This is a genomic window from Robertkochia aurantiaca, from assembly GCF_020166495.1.
GTDB classification, from domain to species: Bacteria; Bacteroidota; Bacteroidia; order Flavobacteriales; family Flavobacteriaceae; genus Robertkochia; species Robertkochia aurantiaca.
Window position 1 is genome coordinate 64037 of sequence record NZ_JAINZS010000005.1, and the last position, 18712, is coordinate 82748.

The 18712-nt window shown below is 45.6% G+C and carries 7 protein-coding genes; all 7 read right to left on the reverse strand.

All coding sequences use genetic code 11. The annotated features are described in order from the left end of the window. Positions 1-32: 32 nt before the first annotated feature. The 7 genes from K7R10_RS09080 to K7R10_RS09110 all read right to left on the reverse strand — a co-directional run bounded on the left by K7R10_RS09080 (position 33) and on the right by K7R10_RS09110 (position 18706). Positions 33-1442, reverse strand: a complete 1410-nt coding sequence (locus K7R10_RS09080) for an MBL fold metallo-hydrolase (RefSeq protein WP_224484388.1) — start codon at positions 1440-1442, stop codon at positions 33-35. A 134-nt stretch (positions 1443-1576) separates the two neighbouring features. Then, positions 1577-2992: an MBL fold metallo-hydrolase gene (locus K7R10_RS09085; protein ID WP_224484389.1), complete on the reverse strand. Its 1416-nt coding sequence runs from the start codon at positions 2990-2992 to the stop codon at positions 1577-1579. Positions 2993-3138: 146 nt separating this feature from the next. Continuing rightward, positions 3139-3939, reverse strand: coding sequence for a sulfite exporter TauE/SafE family protein (locus tag K7R10_RS09090; protein WP_224484390.1), 801 nt, complete (start codon positions 3937-3939; stop codon positions 3139-3141). Positions 3940-4007: 68 nt separating this feature from the next. Next, a complete protein-coding gene (locus K7R10_RS09095) occupies positions 4008-4640 on the reverse strand; it encodes a Crp/Fnr family transcriptional regulator (protein ID WP_224484391.1) in 633 nt (210 codons plus the stop codon). A gap of 106 nt (positions 4641-4746) precedes the next feature. Then, the gene (locus K7R10_RS09100) at positions 4747-15981 is read right to left on the reverse strand and encodes a PKD domain-containing protein (protein ID WP_224484392.1); all 11235 of its coding nucleotides are present in this window, start codon (positions 15979-15981) and stop codon (positions 4747-4749) included. A 284-nt stretch (positions 15982-16265) separates the two neighbouring features. Beyond that, positions 16266-18005: an efflux RND transporter periplasmic adaptor subunit gene (locus tag K7R10_RS09105; RefSeq protein WP_224484393.1), complete on the reverse strand. Its 1740-nt coding sequence runs from the start codon at positions 18003-18005 to the stop codon at positions 16266-16268. Continuing rightward, the gene (locus K7R10_RS09110) at positions 18002-18706 is read right to left on the reverse strand and encodes a PepSY domain-containing protein (protein WP_224484394.1); all 705 of its coding nucleotides are present in this window, start codon (positions 18704-18706) and stop codon (positions 18002-18004) included. Before K7R10_RS09110 ends, K7R10_RS09105 begins: the two co-directional genes overlap by 4 nt. Between the last annotated feature and the right edge of the window lie 6 nt (positions 18707-18712).

An 18712-nucleotide genomic window follows, 5' to 3' on the forward strand; every position in this document is an offset into this window, starting at 1 on the left:
ACACAGGTTACACAGAACAGTTCCACTACTCATCATACCAGTTGAGAAGGACAAATTGCTTCGGTCACTGGTATACCTGCTTCTTTGATCGCCTTAAAACCACCTTTTACATCAATCAGGTTATGAATACCCCGGCTCTTTAGAACCGAAGCCGCAATCATACTGCGGTATCCTCCTGCGCAATGTAAATAGAATGGCTTGTCTGCAGGGAAATCTTTCAAATAATCATTAAGAAAATCCAAGGGTGTATTCTCAGCAGCCTCCAATCTCTCAGCCAGGTATTCCCCGTTGCGTCTCACATCAAAAACCGGAACCTGCTCTTCCAGGATCTCTTTAAAAATTTCAGCCGAAACAGAGGTGACCGTATCGTATTCCATACCTGCCTTTTTCCATGCCTGAAAACCTCCTTTCAGAAAACCTATGGTATTGTCAAAACCAACTCTGGACAGCCTTGTAAGGGCCTCTTCAAGATTCTCTTCTTCCACGACCAGCAGAATAGGTTGCTGAACATCGGCTATTAAAGCTCCCACCCAGGGAGCGAAGGTTCCGTCCAGTCCGATAAATACAGACCGCGGTATATGACCTCTGCCAAACTGTTGTGCTTCACGAACATCGAGAACCACGGCACCTGTTTCATTTGCAGCTCTTTCAAAATCTTCCGGTTCAAGTTCCTGACTGCCTTTTTTAAGTACCAGATCAATATCATCGTACCCCTCCTTATTCATTTTAACGTTGAGAGGGAAATATTTTGGAGGTGGTAATAAACCCGCTGTGACCTCTTCGATAAATTCTTCCCGGCTCATATCAGCCCTCAGGGCGTAATTCATTTTCTTTTGATTCCCCAGGGTATCCACGGTTTCTTTCATCATGTTTTTTCCGCAGGCAGAACCCGCACCATGCGCAGGATAAACCAGTACTTCATCAGGCAATGGCATGATCTTATTTCTTAAGCTGTCATACAAGGTCCCGGCCAGTTGCTCTTGTGTCATATCTGCAGCTTTCTGGGCGAGGTCAGGTCTGCCTACATCGCCAAGGAACAAGGTGTCTCCACTAAAAATAGCATGTTCATTACCTTTATCATCGATCAGCAGGTAAGTCGTACTTTCCATGGTGTGACCAGGAGTATGAAGCGTTCTGATTGTCAGATCTCCAAGTTTGAATTCCTGTCCATCCTTGGCTATCTGCACCTCGAAATCGGGATTCGCATTGGGTCCGTAAATAATGGTCGCTCCTGTTTCCCTTGACAGGGTCAGGTGACCACTCACAAAATCAGCATGAAAGTGGGTTTCAAAAATATATTTAATACGGGCCTTATTGCCGGCTGCCTTTTCGATATATGGTTTCACCTCTCTCAATGGATCAATGATAGCGACTTCACCCTTGCTTTCGATATAATAGGCTCCCTGAGCCAGGCATCCCGTGTATATTTGTTCGATCTTCATTTTTATAATATTCTAATAATACGAGGCAAAAATACTATGGGATAAAATCCATGACAGTAACCTATGTTACAAGCACACATGCAATAAAAAAACCCTGCCGGAAGACAGGGTTTACTTCTCATTCAATCAAACAACTACAATAAGGTTGATGGACAGACATAGTCTGTTTTTGGCACGCTGGTTTGAGATATCTCCTTAAAACCGCCATCGACATCCTTGAAGTTTTCCCAGCCCCGCTGTTTCAGGATAGATGCTGCCAGCATGCTTCGGTATCCCCCTTCACAGTGAAGTACAAAGAATTCATCTTTAGGGATCTCTGCCAGATGCTTATTGATCTCGTTCAAAGGAATATTGACGGCATTCAAGATATGTTCTGAATCGTACTCGCTTTTCTTTCTTACATCGATAACAAGCGGTTGTTCCTCCTTATAAAGCTTTTCAAATTTTTCAGCATCAAGGCGATTTACCGTATCGATCTCCTTACCTGCATTGATCCATGTTTCAAAACCTCCTTTCAGGTAGCCGATGGTATGATCGTAACCCACTCTCGACAAACGGGTAATGGCTTCCTCCTCCTTGCCGGGGTAAGTTACCAATAGAATCTCCTGTTTGATATCGGGGATCATCTCTCCTACCCATGGTGCAAAATTTCCGTCTAACCCGATATTGATACTGTTAGGAATAAAGCCTTTTGCAAAGTCTCCGGCTTCCCTGGTATCCAGTATCAAAGCCCCGCTTTCATTGGCGGCAAGTTCGAAGGCCTCAGGCTCCAGTGGCTGATCTCCCTGTTCCAGCACCTTATCAAAGCTTTCGTAACCCTGAATGTTCATCAGCACATTCTTTGGAAAATATCCCGGAGGGGTGGTAAGCCCGGTGAGCAGTTCTTCGATAAATTCTTCCTTACTCATGTCGGCACGCAGGGCATAATTGACCTCCTTCTGATGCCCCAGGGTATCGGTGGTTTCTTTACTCATCATTTTTCCGCAGGCTGAGCCTGCACCATGATTCGGGTATACGATCAGGTCATCACTCAAGGGCATAATCTTATTTCTGAGCGAATCATATAAATGGGCTGCAAGCTTCTCTTCGGTAAGGTCTTCGATCACGTGCTGGGCCAGATCAGGCCTTCCCACATCACCTATAAACAGCGTATCGCCGGTTATGATACCGTGCTCTCTTCCGTTCTCATCTATGAGCAAATAGGTGGTACTCTCCATGGTATGCCCCGGGGTGTGAATCACTTTGACCCGGTAGTCCCCTACTTTAAAGACCTGCCCATCTTCGGCTATGGTAGCTTCATAGCCCGGTTTGGCTGTAGGTCCAAAAACTATTTCTGCTCCTGTTTTTTTCTTGAGATCCAGGTGCCCGCTAACAAAATCTGCATGAAAATGGGTTTCAAATACATATTTGATCTTTGCTCCTGACTCTTTAGCACGATTGATATAGGGTTGCACTTCCCTTAAGGGGTCAAATACTGCAGCCTCTCCATTACTTTCGAGATAATATGCAGCATGGGCCAGACATCCTGTATAAATCTGTTCAACTTTCATGATTTGCTTTTTTTTGATTATCAGGTTAAAGGTACCATGACCCTGCAGGGGCCACAGTCACAATTGTTACAAAGGTCAGCATGGATACATAAAAAAAGGCTGACAAATGTCAGCCCCAGGAATGAATGATCTTAAACCCATTATGATCACATCAATTCTTTAAAGATGATATATACTCCCATTATAAGTACGAACCAACCAAAAGATTTTTTAAGCTTATCACCAGGAATGAACTTATTAAGCCACACTCCAAGGAATATTCCTGCAATTGAGACCAGGGAAAAACTGATCAGGAAGAACCAGTCAATTTCCAGATTCTGAACGTCGCCGATAAAACCGATCAACGATTTTATGGCGATGATCAACAACGAGGTTGCCACGGCCTTCTTCATCGGTAATTTGGCCAGTACCACCAGGGCAGGGATGATCAGGAAACCTCCTCCTGCACCCACTATACCGGTCAGGACCCCCACAACTATTCCTTCAAGAACTATCAACGGGTAGTTAAAACTGATCGGTTTCTTTTCCGCATCATCATCGACTTTTCGTCCCCTGATCATCGAATATGAAGCCAGAAGCATAATCAGCGCGAAGAACACCATGATAGCAATATCCCTGGTCAGTTCAAAATCACCAATGGTTGTAATGTGTTCGGGGATCGCCTGAACGAGGTACTTACGTGTCGAATATACCGCTGCAAAAGCCGGAATCGCAAACACAATGGCGGTTCTGAAATCAACCAACCCTTTTTTGATGTTCTTTAAAGCACCGATCAGGGAAGTGGTTCCTACAATAAAAAGGGAGTAAGCTGTTGCGGTAACAGGGTTTATAGCCAGGAGGTATACCAAAACCGGAACGGTCAATATGGAGCCACCGCCACCGATCAAGCCCAGTACCACTCCTATGATAAGAGCTCCTACATATCCTAAAATCTGAATTATATCCATTTAAAAGATTTTTCGGAGCAAAAATAAGCCGGCATTTTACCGACGGCAGTAACCTGGGTTACAAAGAGCTATAAGTCAATAATCTTCAGGTGATTGCGATGCAACTCTATTTTCCCTTCTTTTTCAAGAGCCTTCAGTAACCTTGAAACCACCACACGCGAAGTATGCAGGTCGTAGGCGATTTGTTGATGAGTTGCGTGAATGGTATCATCACCGGTCACCTTAGCCTTATCACGCAGGTAACGCAAAAGACGCTGATCCATTTTCATAAAGGCGATGCTGTCAATGGTTTCCAGCATTTCGTTCATTCTGCTCTGGTAGCTTTCCAGCACAAAACTTCTCCAGGAAGGATATTTCGCCATCCATTCTTCCATTTTGCGTATCGGGATCATAACCAGCTTGGTTGGGGTTTCTGCCACAGCCCTGATTTCACTTTTTTTATGACCGATACAGCACGCCATGGTCATGGCACAAGTGTCTCCTCTCTCAAGGAAGTAGAGCAGCAATTCATCGCCGTTCTCATCTTCGCGAAGTATTTTAATGGCTCCCGACACCAGTAAAGGCATCGATTTGACATAGTCGCCGATCTCTATGAATTTAAACCCTTCGGGAACCTCCTTGAAAGTTCCGACCTGATTAATCTCAGCAATGAGCTCGTCTTCAAAAATATACCCGTAATTATCTTTCAGTTCTTTCAGCATGAGGTTGGCTTTACAGAGAAATCTGGAATGTCTCCGGTAATCACCTTCAAAGATAGAAAAAGCCTTTAGAATTCATTTAATACCACAGACGAAAGGTGATCCCTTCTTATTTGACTATCGAAAACCGGTAAGAAGAACTGACTCCGTCTGTACTTTCTGATGATAGGATATAATTACCATTTTGCAGATCTGATGTGCTGATCGTATAGACACCTGACTGAAATTCAGGATTCACCTCCTTCACAAGTCGGCCGTTGATATCAAAGATCCTGAACAAACTTTTAGACGGTGACTGATCTCCTGTTGCCAGGCGGATATAGTCGCTTCCCGGATTGGGATAGAGCAATGGTTCTTCAGAACTGCCGTTGTAGATTTCTCCTTCTGTAACCTCATCAGGAAACTTGGTGGCCGTGGCCGGGCTTATGCTGAATGAGACAGTCAGAGATGCTCCTGCTGTACCATTTCCTCCGGAACTGCTGTAAGGTGTTGCACTAAGCACATAGTTGCCTTCAGGCAGCTTTGAGCCATAGTAATCTCCGCCTGAATCTCCGAATAAAGCGTAGGGAGCAACCGATTCGGTCCTGGATACAGTTGCAGCTCCACTCAGGTTCATTACCACGCTACCAACCACAGAAGGCGAGGTATTGGCCCTTATGTTGATAAAAATAGCACCTAACTCATTGGCGTCAAGTACAGCTCCATCCTGAATCTCATACAAATCAGCATTGGTTTCTGCATTTACCAGGGTAAAAGATGTTACAGCATCACCCGGTTCACTGACATTGATGGTCACAGATTCCTGATCGGTGAGTCCGTTCCCGTCTGTCACAACCAAAGTAGTGATATAACTACCGGCATTCTGGTAAATGTGCTGAGGCTCAGCAGCGAAGGAAGTATTACCATCACCAAAACTCCATTCATATGAGGATATCGGACTGTCTCCGGGGACAGAACCGCTACCGCTGAACTGTACAGTTAACGGACTGGTACCTGAAAGCGGATCAGCTGTTATGATAGCAACCGGTCCGGTAAGCGTCTCATTTACAACAATGGTAGCCGTTTCAGAATCGGGGTTCCCCTGGTCATCTGTTACGGTAAGGGTCGCGGTAAAGCTTCCTGCTGTTTGATACGTATGAAGCGTCGTTACACCACTGCCGGTATTTCCGTCTCCGAAATCCCACTCATAACTCACTATACTACCATCGTCACTCGAGGCGGAAGCATCGAAGCTTACCTCAAGTGGTACTGTTCCACTGAGCGGATCGGCTGTAAAAGAGGCTACAGGAGGAGAGGCCGTATTTTCAATCACCATAATGGTGGCAGTTTCTGTACTGCTGTTACTTTGATCATCGGTTACAGTGAGGGTCGCGGTAAAGCTTCCTGTCGTTTGATACGTATGAATAGCCGTTACACCACTGCCGGTATTTCCGTCTCCGAAATCCCATTCATAACTCACAATACTACCATCGTCACTCGAGGCGGAAGCATCGAAGCTTACCTCAAGTGGTACTGTTCCACTGAGCGGATCGGCTGTAAAGGAAGCTACAGGAGGCGAGGCCGTATTTTCATTCACCGTAATGGTGGCAGTTTCTGTACTGCTGTTGCTTTGATCATCGGTTACAGTGAGGGTTGCGGTAAAGCTTCCTGTCGTTTGATACGTATGAATAGCTGTTATACCACTGCCGGTATTTCCGTCTCCGAAATCCCATTCATAACTCACAATACTACCATCGTCACTCGAGGCGGAAGCATCGAAGCTTACCTCAAGTGGTACTGTTCCACTGAGCGGATCGGCTGTAAAAGAAGCTACAGGAGGCGAGGCCGTATTTTCATTCACCGTAATGGTGGCAGTTTCTGTACTGCTGTTACTTTGATCATCGGTTACAGTGAGGGTTGCGGTAAAGCTTCCGGTCGTTTGATACGTATGAAGAGCCGTTATACCACTGCCGGTATTTCCGTCTCCGAAATCCCATTCATAACTCACAATACTACCATCGTCACTCGAGGCGGAAGCATCGAAGCTTACCTCAAGTGGTGCGGTACCGCTTAAAGGATCGGCTGTAAAAGCAGCAGATGGAGGAGTATCTCCTGCGATCGTACCAATCGTAAAATTGACGGTAAGAGAGGTGCCGGCTGTACCATTGCCTCCCGAACTGCTGTAAGGGATCGCTGTTAAAGTATAAGTTCCCTGCGGTAATTGTTCTCCTTTATAATTCCCCCCGGAATCTCCAAAGAGGGCATAAGGACTCACACTTTCCTTTCGGGTATTTGAAAGCGGACCAACAAGCTCCAGGACTACACTTCCAACAATCTCGGGAAAAGTATTTGCCCTTATATTAAGATTTCTGTTCCCGTATTCCAGAACGTCAAGAATCTGACCTTCCTGTAGTTCCAACAGGTCGGTATTTGTATCAGCGTCGATCAGGGTGAAACTAACAACCGCATCCCCATCGGGAGAAGAAACGGTAATAGTGGCTGAAGTCTGTCCGGTTTGACCATCATCATCTGTGACTGTCAAAACTACTTCATAAGAACCGGCCGTCTGAAAGGTATGGTTGGTTGTAATTCCGCTGGCTGTATTCCCGTCACCAAAATCCCAGTCGTAGCCCGTTATGGCACCGTTATCAGAGGAAGCTGAAGCATCAAAATTAACCAGCAGAGGTGCTGTACCATTAACCGGATCGGCTGAAAAAGAGGCTACCGGGGCAGTTGAACTGTTATCTGTTGCTGTTATTTCGACGGTATCAGAGCTACTGTTTCCCTGATCATCTGTCACCGTTAAGGTCACGGTAAAAACTCCGGCTGTTTGAAATGTATAAGTTGTTGTGACTCCATTACCTGTATTACCATCCCCGAAGTCCCATATATAACTCACGATAGTTCCGTCATCGGTGGTACCCGATGCATCAAAGTTCACTGTAAGAGGTATCGTTCCGTTGATCGGATCAGCTGTAAAGGAAACGGTTGGAGGGGTACCACCTCCTGTGATCGTTTCATATTCATATGACCCGATATCCTGGGAACTTCCCACCTGATTTGAGTTTCCGTAAAAATCAACCGTTCCGATGTCTGAAATATCTGCAATATCACTGGAAAGATTTATCCCTGCATTGATTGCAGGCGAATTTTCTGAGAACTTGTATGCTGTCAGGGCAGACAGTGGATTTCCAAAACCTATGGTACCCCCGGATCCGGGTGCATTAAATAGCGGATCACCTTCCACCCCAGTATTTTCAGAATTCAGGAACTCATTTCCAGACGCTCTGAAAGCATCTAAGGAGGTATAGTCTGATCCTTTGTAGGAAATCAAAAATTCTCCGGTCGAATGGTATAAATTACCATAAAAACCTGCGTCATGCTGCGCAGAAATATCAATAAGTGCAGCCCCGTTTTCCACCATCAGAATATTGTTGTAAAAATCAATATTACTTCCCAGCGAGTTCCCTGTATCCACTATGGCTATTGCTGAGGAGTTAGCATGCCCTCCGGTTTCGTTCAGGTATACCGTATTATTGTAGATGCTGACATTATTAACTGCGAAATCAGTATTATCATTGAAGAGCGTTATGCTTCCCAGATTGGTTCGGGCATCGTTTTCACTGATATTATATCGAAGGGTAATATTATTCATAGCTCTGGAACCGGTGAATTGTCCCACCAGGTATCCAGGACCTTCGTTATCGTGAGAGTAATTGTACTGAATCACACCGTTGGTAACTCCTCCGTCAAGGTCGAATCCGCCACCATCACATCCTGTACCGCTGCTCATATTGTAAACCTCGTTGAATTGAATGGTAACCTGGTCAGCATCGTAATACCAAATTCCAACCGGCCCTCCACAATTGGTATTCCCACTTCCGGAATTGTATACCGTTGAATATTCTATCACAGAATTCTGTACATCAGACAAAACGATTCCGTTTCCTGAATGCTCTCCCTTATCGTATCCGGGTATATCGAACACTTCACATGAACGCACGGTTATATTTTGGTGAGCATACCCCTGTTTAGATTGTGAAAATGCTCCCAAAGAGGTTATTCCCCTGTCTCTGCAAGCATGTACATTAAGGTTTTCCAGTAACACATCACTAAACCCGGAGGTATCATTCAGCGAAACAATCGCAATTCCAGACTCTCCAAAGCCAAGCACTTCAGAATTTTTGACGGAGACATTAGACACCTTTTGTCCGCCTGTCAATTGATTGATCAGTAAAAATCCGACACCCAGGTTTTGGTTAAGTCCATCTCCCTGAACGATAAGATTTTCAAAATGCACCCCTCCCCTGTCGGTAATTTGAATACCATGTCCGGCACCAGCCATGATCATGGCCTTAGAGGTACCACCATAGGTAGAGACCAAAATGGGGTTTGACGGGTCATATGCATCCTGTTTATCAATAATAAGGGAACCGGGAAAACTACCACCTGCCTCGAAGAGTATCTGATCCCCGGCAGAGAAGGCATGAGTATTCACCTTGTCGATAGTTTGCCAGGGGGTGGCCGGATCCGTTCCGTTATTGGCATCATTCCCGTTCGGGCTTATATAAAAAACGGTCGCATCTCCGGTACCGGTATCGGTCGCGGTAATTTCAATCGAATCAGAAGCCGAAGCTCCCGCATCATCGGTAACCGTTAGTACAGCAGTATAGACTCCTGCTGATTGGTAGGTGTGAGTGGCTGTTATGCCACTTCCTGTATTTCCATCACCGAAATCCCATTGGTAACTAACAATACTGCTGTCATCTGTAGAGGCCGAAGCGTCAAAGGTCACCTCCAGAGGTATGGTTCCACTTGTGGGATCTGCTGAAAAAGCCACAGATGGTGGTGTATTACCTGTAACCGTCTCAATAGAGAAGTTTATTGTCAATGCTGTTCCGGCAGTACCATTACCTCCTGAACTACTATAGGGTATTGCGGTCAGCGAATAAGATCCTTCAGGAAACAGCTCTCCTTTATAGTTACCTCCTGAATCGCCGAACAATGCGTATGGAGCTTTAGACTCTGTTTTGGTTTGATTCAGACTACCTGTGAGCTGGAATACAACACTTCCCACCGTTTCCGGCGAGGTATTAGCCCTGACATTAAGGTTTTTGCCGCCGTACACCGCGACATCAAGCACCTGACCGTCTTGCAATACCAATATGTCAGTATCTGAGTCGGCATCTACCAGCGTCAAACTCGTAACCGCATCACCATCCGGAGAAGCGACCGTTATGGTCACTGAGGACTGGCTGCTTTGTCCTTCGTCATCGGTCACCGTTAACAGAGCCTCATACGTACCAGCAGTTTGATAAGTATGTACACTTGTTGTTCCTGAAGAAGTGTTACCATCACCAAAATCCCATGCATAACTGACTATTGATCCGTCATCGGTTGAGGCAGAGGCATCGAAATCCACATTCAGGGGGGCAGGGCCATTGACCGGGTTCGCTGTGAACGAGGCGGTGGGAGGAGACGAGCTGAAATCGGTGGCGGTGATCGTTACAGCTTCGGCGGTAGAATTCCCCTGATCGTCGGTTACGGTAAGTGTTGCCGTGAAAGTACCTGCAGATTGATAGGTATGGCTGGTGGTTATCCCGTTTGCTGTATTGCCATCGCCGAAATCCCAGGCGTAGTTGACTATTGAACCGTCGTCAGTGGAAGCAGATGCATCAAAGCTTACTTCCAGAGGAACAGCGCCTGAAGTCGGAACGGCAGTGAAGGAAGCAACCGGAGATCCTGAGGCCTTATCGATGGCTATCACCTCAAGTGCTGAAAGCTTTGGTTGATTGACTCCGCCATATGCAGCCTCCGCTGTAAAGTAGAGATTTAATTCACCGTCTGTTATTTCGATTGGAAAAGATTTTACCACCGGAGTCTCCGGACCTGCTTCTGCAAAGATGTCGTAATTATCCAATATAGTATTACCCTCCATCAACACATCAAAAACACGGGAACCGACTCCTCCGACACCTCCTCCGGTAGCTCCAAAGAAAATCTCTGCAAAATGCAACCGGATTTCATAATTTCCATTATCCAACGGGATGTTATAGCTGAAAAAAGGTGGTGAAGCACTTCTTTCCGTTTGATAGAGCTCAGGCACTAAAGCGCTGTTATTGGTATAGGTCTTCCCGTCTGAAAAATACTGGTCTGCAGTAAAGGTTGTACTGTTGAAATCTACCTGGGGACCACCGGCATTAATACTAAAAAGTGTGGTGGCCGAGGTTTCTCCCACCTCGAGTTGTATAATGGCATCCTGGTCATTGTTGTAGGTGATTGTAAGAAAAGCCAAGGCATTGCTGGCTGTACCGGAATACTCTACCGTAATATTATGCGAACTATCAGGATTGAGAATGTTAGCACTTAAATTCCCGGAGGTCACATTGAAGAATTCTGCATCTGAACCGCTGATGCTCACATTATTGACGAAAACCGCAGTATTCCCTCCGGTAACCTCGAGTGGAACATTGACAGTTACGGCTCCATTGAATGAAACGGTTTCGGGATATCCCAGCACACTTGCGGTAAGAGATGTTCCAGAAGGATTGTCTGAATTAAAATATTCCATGTTCTTCTGGCTTCCTCCTCCTTTGCTCGGTGAGCCTCCGGTTATAAAGATCCCGTCACCTGATACTATTCCCTGGGTACCGTGACGCGGTGAAATGAGGTCTCCGGCGGCAGACCAGGATGCAGAAACTGGGTCATATATTTCTGTTTCAAAAAAGGCTGAACTCTGCGTAGAGGCCTCTCCACCGATCACAACCAGTTGATCTTTATAATTCACGACTGAAGTTCCCGCCCTGGGTGTCGGCAGATTTTTATCAGCTGCTAAGGTTGACCAACTTCCTGAGTTAAAATCGTATACATCTACTTCAGGTACCAAAGGCGCAAAAACGCCTCCATCTCCACCGGTAAGTCTTCCGGAAACCGCATATAATTTCCCTTGAATGACTTGCGCCTGAAAATGATCTCTCCCATGCGGCGCATCAGGAAGCTGCTTCCACTCACCTGTATAGGGATCGAATTCATCGAAATAGGAAACATAGCCTCCGTTATGCCCTGTCGTATTACCTCCGACTATATAAAATTTATCCTGGTAAATCGCTACTCCGGCAGCGCCCCTTTGTCTTGACACCGGTATGGGAGGACCCTGAAACCATTTCATCGACACCGGATCAAATGCCCAAACGAATTCAGTGGCCAGTTCGTCAGGGTAATTATTGTCTTTGAAAGCTCCGAGGATCCATATTAAACCGCCATATTCCACAGCCTGAACGTGATTGAAATCCTGAGGGGCAGAAGATTGAAGGGTAGTCCAGGTATTCGTGACATAATCATATATATCAATATTCTTAGGTAGTTGTCTGCCCCCGAATAGGTAAAACTTGTTACCTGCCTGAACAAAGGCACATTCACTTCTGGCTGTGTAATTTTCACTTTCATTCTTATCAAACCATATCTGTGAGTCATCTGTTACAGTCCATTGAAATTGAGTGCTGTAAGGAGAAGAACTGGGTTTATCAACCGTGACCGTAACCTGGTGAACTCCATCTCCGGCAGGTCCTCCTGTTAGTGCCGCTTCAGAAATGGTTCCAAAGATCTGACCATTGGTAGGCTCTATATCTATACCGGCCGGTTGTCCTGAAATACTGTAGGATGTATTCTCATTCGGATCTCCACCGGAAGCACTCACGGTAAAATCGATGATTTCGCCTGGCAAATCCCGTCGGTCTTCAATAGCAGCCAGGGTCAGAGCAGGATAATTGCCTGCTGATCCACTGATTATTTCTATGGCGTTTACCTGGGGGTTTTCCACCAGATGGCCAAAGGAAACATTCAATACGCCATCTGTTACCGAAACAGGATAACTCAACATTCCAGCCACCTCAAAACCGAAAACCGCCACAGGATCAAAGCCTGCATTAACCAGTTGATTCTCGAGATATATTTCAAATATTCGACTTCCCTCGATATTCGTTCCGCTGAAGCTTGATCCTAAATACAGATTAACAACATAATCTCCGTTTTCCACCGGTATACTGAAAACCATTTCCGGCCCGGAAGCCGGGTCATACCTTTCCAGGTCATAGATAGCGTCAAAGGTTGCCTGATCGATATAGCCGGGAATGGAACTATGCCGTTTAGCGTATGAAAAATTTGCCTGATAGTTATTACCCGTATTTACCTGGTAGAGAGATCCTGTATAACTGCCATTGACAGGATTCGATTCCCAGACCGGACCTCCATCGGTCGCCGTGAAATCGGTGGCTCCACCAGCATTTATACGAACTATGGGGTTTTGAACCGGGGTGTCTGTAAGTTCAGCAGTTACAGGGACACTCAAAGGAGAATTCTGCCCGTCATGACTAAGAGGTATTTCTGCCGATTTAATGCCCGCTGATCCATCAGGAGAAAACCCTACAGGAATAATCGCGGTAGACCCCGGGCTAATGGTTATTGGAAGAGAGACATTGGCACTGTAAAGAGCCGCATGACTTCCGGTAATAGCAAGATCACTCACTGTAATATCAGGGTCTGAAACCCCACCATCATTCTTTAATTCGAGACTGAGCTCTGCCGGACTGGAATCTTTATTGAGGGTGCCAAAATCAAGAGCTGCCGGTGTAGCTGTTAAGGTATTGGGAATATCTTCTGTAATGTCAATAAAATCCCAGGTAGCGGTATAACCCTGTCCTGAACCTCCGGCGGTACTGATAAGTCCCACAGCCATCCCTTTATTGTCATTCGGATCAAGGAAAGAGGCAGGTATCGAAAGCCCATTCACCAGCGGGTTGATGGTTTGACCATTATCAAGTGAATAAGAGAGGTTAACCGTTTGGGATGCGGGATCAACACTGAAATACAGATCCACCCCGATCACATCTATCAGACCAGGCACATCAAAAACCTGTGAACTTCCTGTTCCGTTCTCTTCCAGATAAACTTCGATTCCTGCGACATTATCACCGGCGGTGAGTCCGTTCATCAGTACCATCTTAAGATAATTGTCCTGATCACCGGTTCCGATAAAAATTCCATACGACTGTCCGCTTACGGGAAGTACACCGTTAAACGGAAGTTCGATCTTGGAGCGAATGGTGAAAGGCGCCGAATTGACATCGACATTCACGCCAAATTGAAAGCCGTACTCCTGACTGTTAACTGAACCGTCTGCAGTTCCTGATGTGGTGAAATCGATGGTGGCTTTTCCTCCGGCTCCCCCGAATGACATATTAGTTTCATCGAACTGATCCAGATAATCGGTATTTCCTGATGGATCGAGCATCAGTCCCATGAAACCAAGTCCGAAATATCCGGTACCCGGATCATTATTCCAGAAAGGATGCTGCACAGGGAGATTCAATCCGGTACCATTAAGCGGATCTATTGCGAAAACATCATTGATATCTGCAATACCATCATTATCATCATCAGGATCAATCAGGTCAGATATAAAATCGCCGTCATTATCCTTAGGCTTGCTTCCTGCTGAACATATATCCGTCCCGTTGGCTTCTTCATCAGCATTGGTAAAGCCATCTTTATCATAATCAGCCAGGGGATCATAATCAGGGTCTTCCGGCCCTGGACAAACACCATAGTCGGCAGGTTCGAATACTGTAAGCTTGTCAGCGCCGTAAGTTGCAGCCCATATAGTGCCGGGAAATATTTCATTGTCACCCTGTGCGATCACATCAAGAGGTGTGCTGCCAAATCCGCTTAAAAAGCCATTGTTTTTCAGAACCAGCCCGCTACCGGATGAGTTGAGAACGTACCGGTTAATATTGCCGTTAAAAGAGGCAGCCAATATATCTCCCTGCATGGCTCCTTCAAAGTTAGATGCTGTGTATTCACAGATACCGTTGGTCGATGAACTGACAATATCAAGCATGTTCAGGTCCGGATTACCAAGGTCATCAGTAGTATACGCACCTTGTCGTGGATCATCAGGAAAGTCTGCCATTGTAAAAGAACTCTTGAAATATCCTGAAACGCCTGCCAGCAGGGCACTCCATTGATAATTACCGCTCTCAACCCATTGAGAACCGTTGTATTCGTACTCGATAACCCCTGCCTTGGAGGGAAAAGCCCTGATCGGAACCGGGTGCCCTGCATAATAAGTGTTATTAGCGTCATTTATAGTACCTACATAATGTAACTGATCACCATGTGTTTTCCCTCCTTCCAGGTTAAACTCATTGGTGATATAATCTCCTGAAGATGGGTTATAAGAAGAAGAATAATGATCTCCTTTCAGGTTCCCAGAGCTGTCATAAATAGGAGGCGGACCACCCCAGCCGGAATTCGGACCATTGTCATAGGTGTAGATGTTCCCGTTCTGGGTAACCACGACATCATATGCATTTCTGTAGCCTGGCGAAAAGATCTGAACAGGTCCTCCTGCCTCGGGAAATGACTGGTTCAGTCCGTTATTCCCTCCGAAGGGATCACCCAGGTCGATGGTGGCATTGTAAAGCGGGTGATTGGCTGTATACGGAAAATCAGGATGCGTGTTATTAATATCAGTCCGTTCAGGGTCGTTTAAGGTTGGAAGATCATATAAAAACTTTGTCACTCCGTCTCTTTGATCGATATACCCCCCACCACTGGCTATCTCCATCTCTTCCAGCTGGGTAAGATCGACTATCAGGATCGCACCGGCGAGAAAGTATTCTGAGGAACCTGCAAAATTATTACTGGGAGCGCCCTGGTTGGTATTACCTCCCTGCTGCACTAAGAGATATTTCCGGCCGTTTCTTGTGAACATATCCATTCCGTTGGTAGAATGGTTTTCTTCACATCTCGGCAGGCCCCTTACCAGGTCCAGCTTATCCCAGCTGCTTCCATTCCAGGTAAGCCTGGAGATCACTCCGGAATTGGTATCGAGGTTCAGGTCATTACCGGGCTCGTTCTTTCCCCCGATACGCCAGTCTGATGAGGATACATAGATCACGGGGTTTGCCGCCGTACCATCCAGCAGAATACCGGTTATCTGTCTTTGTTTCGTGGTATTTAAAGCGCCGTTATCATCATGATTGGGAATCTGATTCTTTATGACAAAAATTTCATTCTCTGAAGTAATGGTGTAAACTCCTGAACCGGGTACGGAGTTATCTCTTTCGATGACATACTCAAGAATTGATCCCTTTACCTCAGACACGTATAACTTTCCATTGGGTCCGAAATCCAGAGAAGTGGGGTTGGTAACGGTTTCGTTTATAACATCTGCCGAACCAAAGCTGATGGTTTGTGCAGAAATTAAAGAAAGGCACAGCAGGAAGACAGGAAGTAACAGGTTTTTCAGTTTTCCCGATGTGATAGCAAATATGTGTAACGATAATTTGAGTAGCTGTCCGGCCATACCCCTGGATATTTATGTAATTAATAAACGATTTGAGCAAATATCAGATGGGGCAGTCCGGGGGATTTATGTCACGCTAAAAGTCTAAAATATTCTTAAAATTCAATGTTTTTATCGATAAATATGAATGTTTGTCGGTCATCGAACAGCAGTTCGTAAATAACTGAAAATCAGTGAGAAAGATAGCTGTTTGAATTGAGAAAAGACTGCTTTTTTTCGGTAAGAAAATGAAAAAGGCCTACAGAAAATTCAGCAGGCCTCAGACAATTCATTTAAGGGTTCTTTTAATAAGGTTCGATCATTTCACTGGTTTCACCACATTTATGCATGGAAGCACCGAAATACGGGTTCTCGATCTCTTTTGAAAAGCTTAACCAATAGGCTCCCTGGTTGTTGTTCGCCATGGGACAATATTGCTGATAGACCATATTCTTCACTCCAAAAGTTTTGGCCGCCTCTATCATCAATGAAGAAACGCTTTGAAATTCCCTTCGCTGAGCTTCTATACTTTCAGCCTGTTGCAGATTCTTTAGGTGGAGTGACAGATCGGAGCGTGTTTTCTTCCAAAATTCCTCTGCTTCTTTAACCCCGGTCTTATCGTTCATTCTTTCAAGTATAGCATTGAGCGTTTCTGCGGCATCTCCGGCCTCGTTCGCTTTGTCTGACGACAAGGCTTTTGTCAGATCCATATACTTGCTCAGGAGCTTTTCGAAATCATTTCTGAAAGCTTCAGGTACATTCTCGGCATTAATCTCAGGTAAGTCTGTTCTAACCTGAAAATCGTCACCTTCACTTCCGTTTTCTGTCTGATTCATCATAGAGGGTTTTCCCTGTAACTGGGCTGCAGCATCTACGGTAAAAGTGCCATTCACTACGATTTCATCTCCGCTGTTCAAACCTGACAACACCAGCTCGCGTTCCCCGGCCGAAGGGCCCAGACGTACTTCCCGCATCTCGAAGACAGCTTTTTCGGGATCGGTTTTTACATACACAACCGATCTTTCCCCGGTCCAAAGAATGGCACTGGAAGGAATATATAACCCTGACTCATCAGATGCATGCTGAAGTTCCACTTCTCCACTAACAAACATTCCGGGCTTCAGTCGCTTCTGATCGTTCTTGAGTTCGACCCTTACCGAAATGGTTCGGGTAGCTGTATTCATCAAAGGGTCGATGAAATCTATAGTCGCAATAATACTGTCATTGGGGAATGCTTTAGTGGCCAATGTAATTGGCTGTCCCTCCTCTAAAAGGGAGCTTTGATTTTCATAGGCATCAAAAACTGCCCAAACCGATGAGAGATCAGCAATACGGAACAAGGGTTGTCCTTCTTTCACATAATCTCCTTCCTGAACCAGCTTTTCTGTAATAGTTCCTGATACCGTGGCATAAATGGGGAAATATTCTTTCACCTTACCAGACTCTTCGATCTCAGCGATTTGCAACTCGGTTAATTTCCACAGTTTGAGTTTTTTACGAACAGCCCTGTATAATTCAGGCTGAGAATTGCGCATGGAGGCTGAGGTGATAAGTTCCTGTTGAGCTGCCACCAGTTCGGGTGAATATATCGTAGCCAGCAACTGACCTTTCCGAACAGTTTCACCGGTTGAATTCACGCGCAGATCTTCTATTCTTCCGGCAAAGTAACTCGCCTGTATCTTATTCATTTCCTCATTCTCCCTGATTTTTCCGGTTAGCTCAACAGATCGCTCTCCTGCGCTTCCGGCATCCAGCTTCAGCGTACGGATATCTGCCAGTGCCATAGCGGTTTCTGTAAGTGTGAACTGCTCAGCAGAGAGTCCTTCTTCGCCCTGTTCCGCCGGAATGAGATCCATGCCGCATATCGGACAGTCACCCGGTTCAGGCTGCATGATCTGCGGATGCATGGAACAGGTCCACATCTGGGCGGTTTCGGTTTCGGCTGCTTCTTCAGGAATTGTCTTTTCTGAACTTCCGAAGATGAAATAGCCGGCCATCAGCCCTATGATCAGGGCTATAAGGCCATATAAAAGATTTTTTTTCATCGTTTTAATTTAAATTTTCTAACCGTTGGGGAACTTATAAACCATAAAACAAAGCCACTGAGTACCGTGATCAGCCCCAGTAATGAAAATGCCCGCAATACGGTAGTATTAAAATCATCTCTCGTCTGGTAATCCATGGTATGTGTCATCCAAAGAAAATCAAACCACCGCCAGTCCCGGTAACGAAGCGTTTCAAACTGCCCGTTACTTACCGAAACATAGGATCGTATGTTCTCGTCTCCCTTATAACTAATCACCCAGGCCGGAAGGGGTTTACCCCTGTATTCGTGGTGATCTCCGGTATGGGTTATCTTTTCGACCGAAATCACCTCCAGACCGGGCTTCATTTCTTTCTCTGCCACTGCCAGTGCCTCTTCAGCCGTTATACTCTCTTTGGTTTCTCCTGTTCTGCCATGAACAAGTACCTTGTTGTTCACCCAGAAATAAGGTTCTCCTGATATTTCCTTTAATTCCATCGAATGTATCTTCTCAGAAAAGCCTGCCCTTTCAGGAGCCAGAAGATCATTGAAACCTGCGACTTGCTTATTCTGGTTTCTGAAATGGTCTCCATGAATCTCATCGATGTCTGTCCAACTGAAATATATTCCGCTTATAGTCCACATCAGAAATTGTATTCCCAGAAATATCCCCAAATACCGGTGGGCTTTCCGGATTTTCATTGCTGTTTTTCTTTTTACCATAGTTAT

What these genes read in the sequence shown, in the direction of transcription:
- K7R10_RS09105 (WP_224484393.1), bottom strand. Translation starts at nt 18,005, where the DNA reads ATGAAAAAAAATCTTTTATATGGCCTTATAGCCCTGATCATAGGGCTG.
- K7R10_RS09110 (WP_224484394.1), bottom strand. Translation starts at nt 18,706, where the DNA reads ATGGTAAAAAGAAAAACAGCAATGAAAATCCGGAAAGCCCACCGGTAT.
- K7R10_RS09100 (WP_224484392.1), bottom strand. Translation starts at nt 15,981, where the DNA reads ATGGCCGGACAGCTACTCAAATTATCGTTACACATATTTGCTATCACA.
- K7R10_RS09090 (WP_224484390.1), bottom strand. Translation starts at nt 3,939, where the DNA reads ATGGATATAATTCAGATTTTAGGATATGTAGGAGCTCTTATCATAGGA.
- K7R10_RS09095 (WP_224484391.1), bottom strand. Translation starts at nt 4,640, where the DNA reads ATGCTGAAAGAACTGAAAGATAATTACGGGTATATTTTTGAAGACGAG.
- K7R10_RS09085 (WP_224484389.1), bottom strand. Translation starts at nt 2,992, where the DNA reads ATGAAAGTTGAACAGATTTATACAGGATGTCTGGCCCATGCTGCATAT.
- K7R10_RS09080 (WP_224484388.1), bottom strand. Translation starts at nt 1,442, where the DNA reads ATGAAGATCGAACAAATATACACGGGATGCCTGGCTCAGGGAGCCTAT.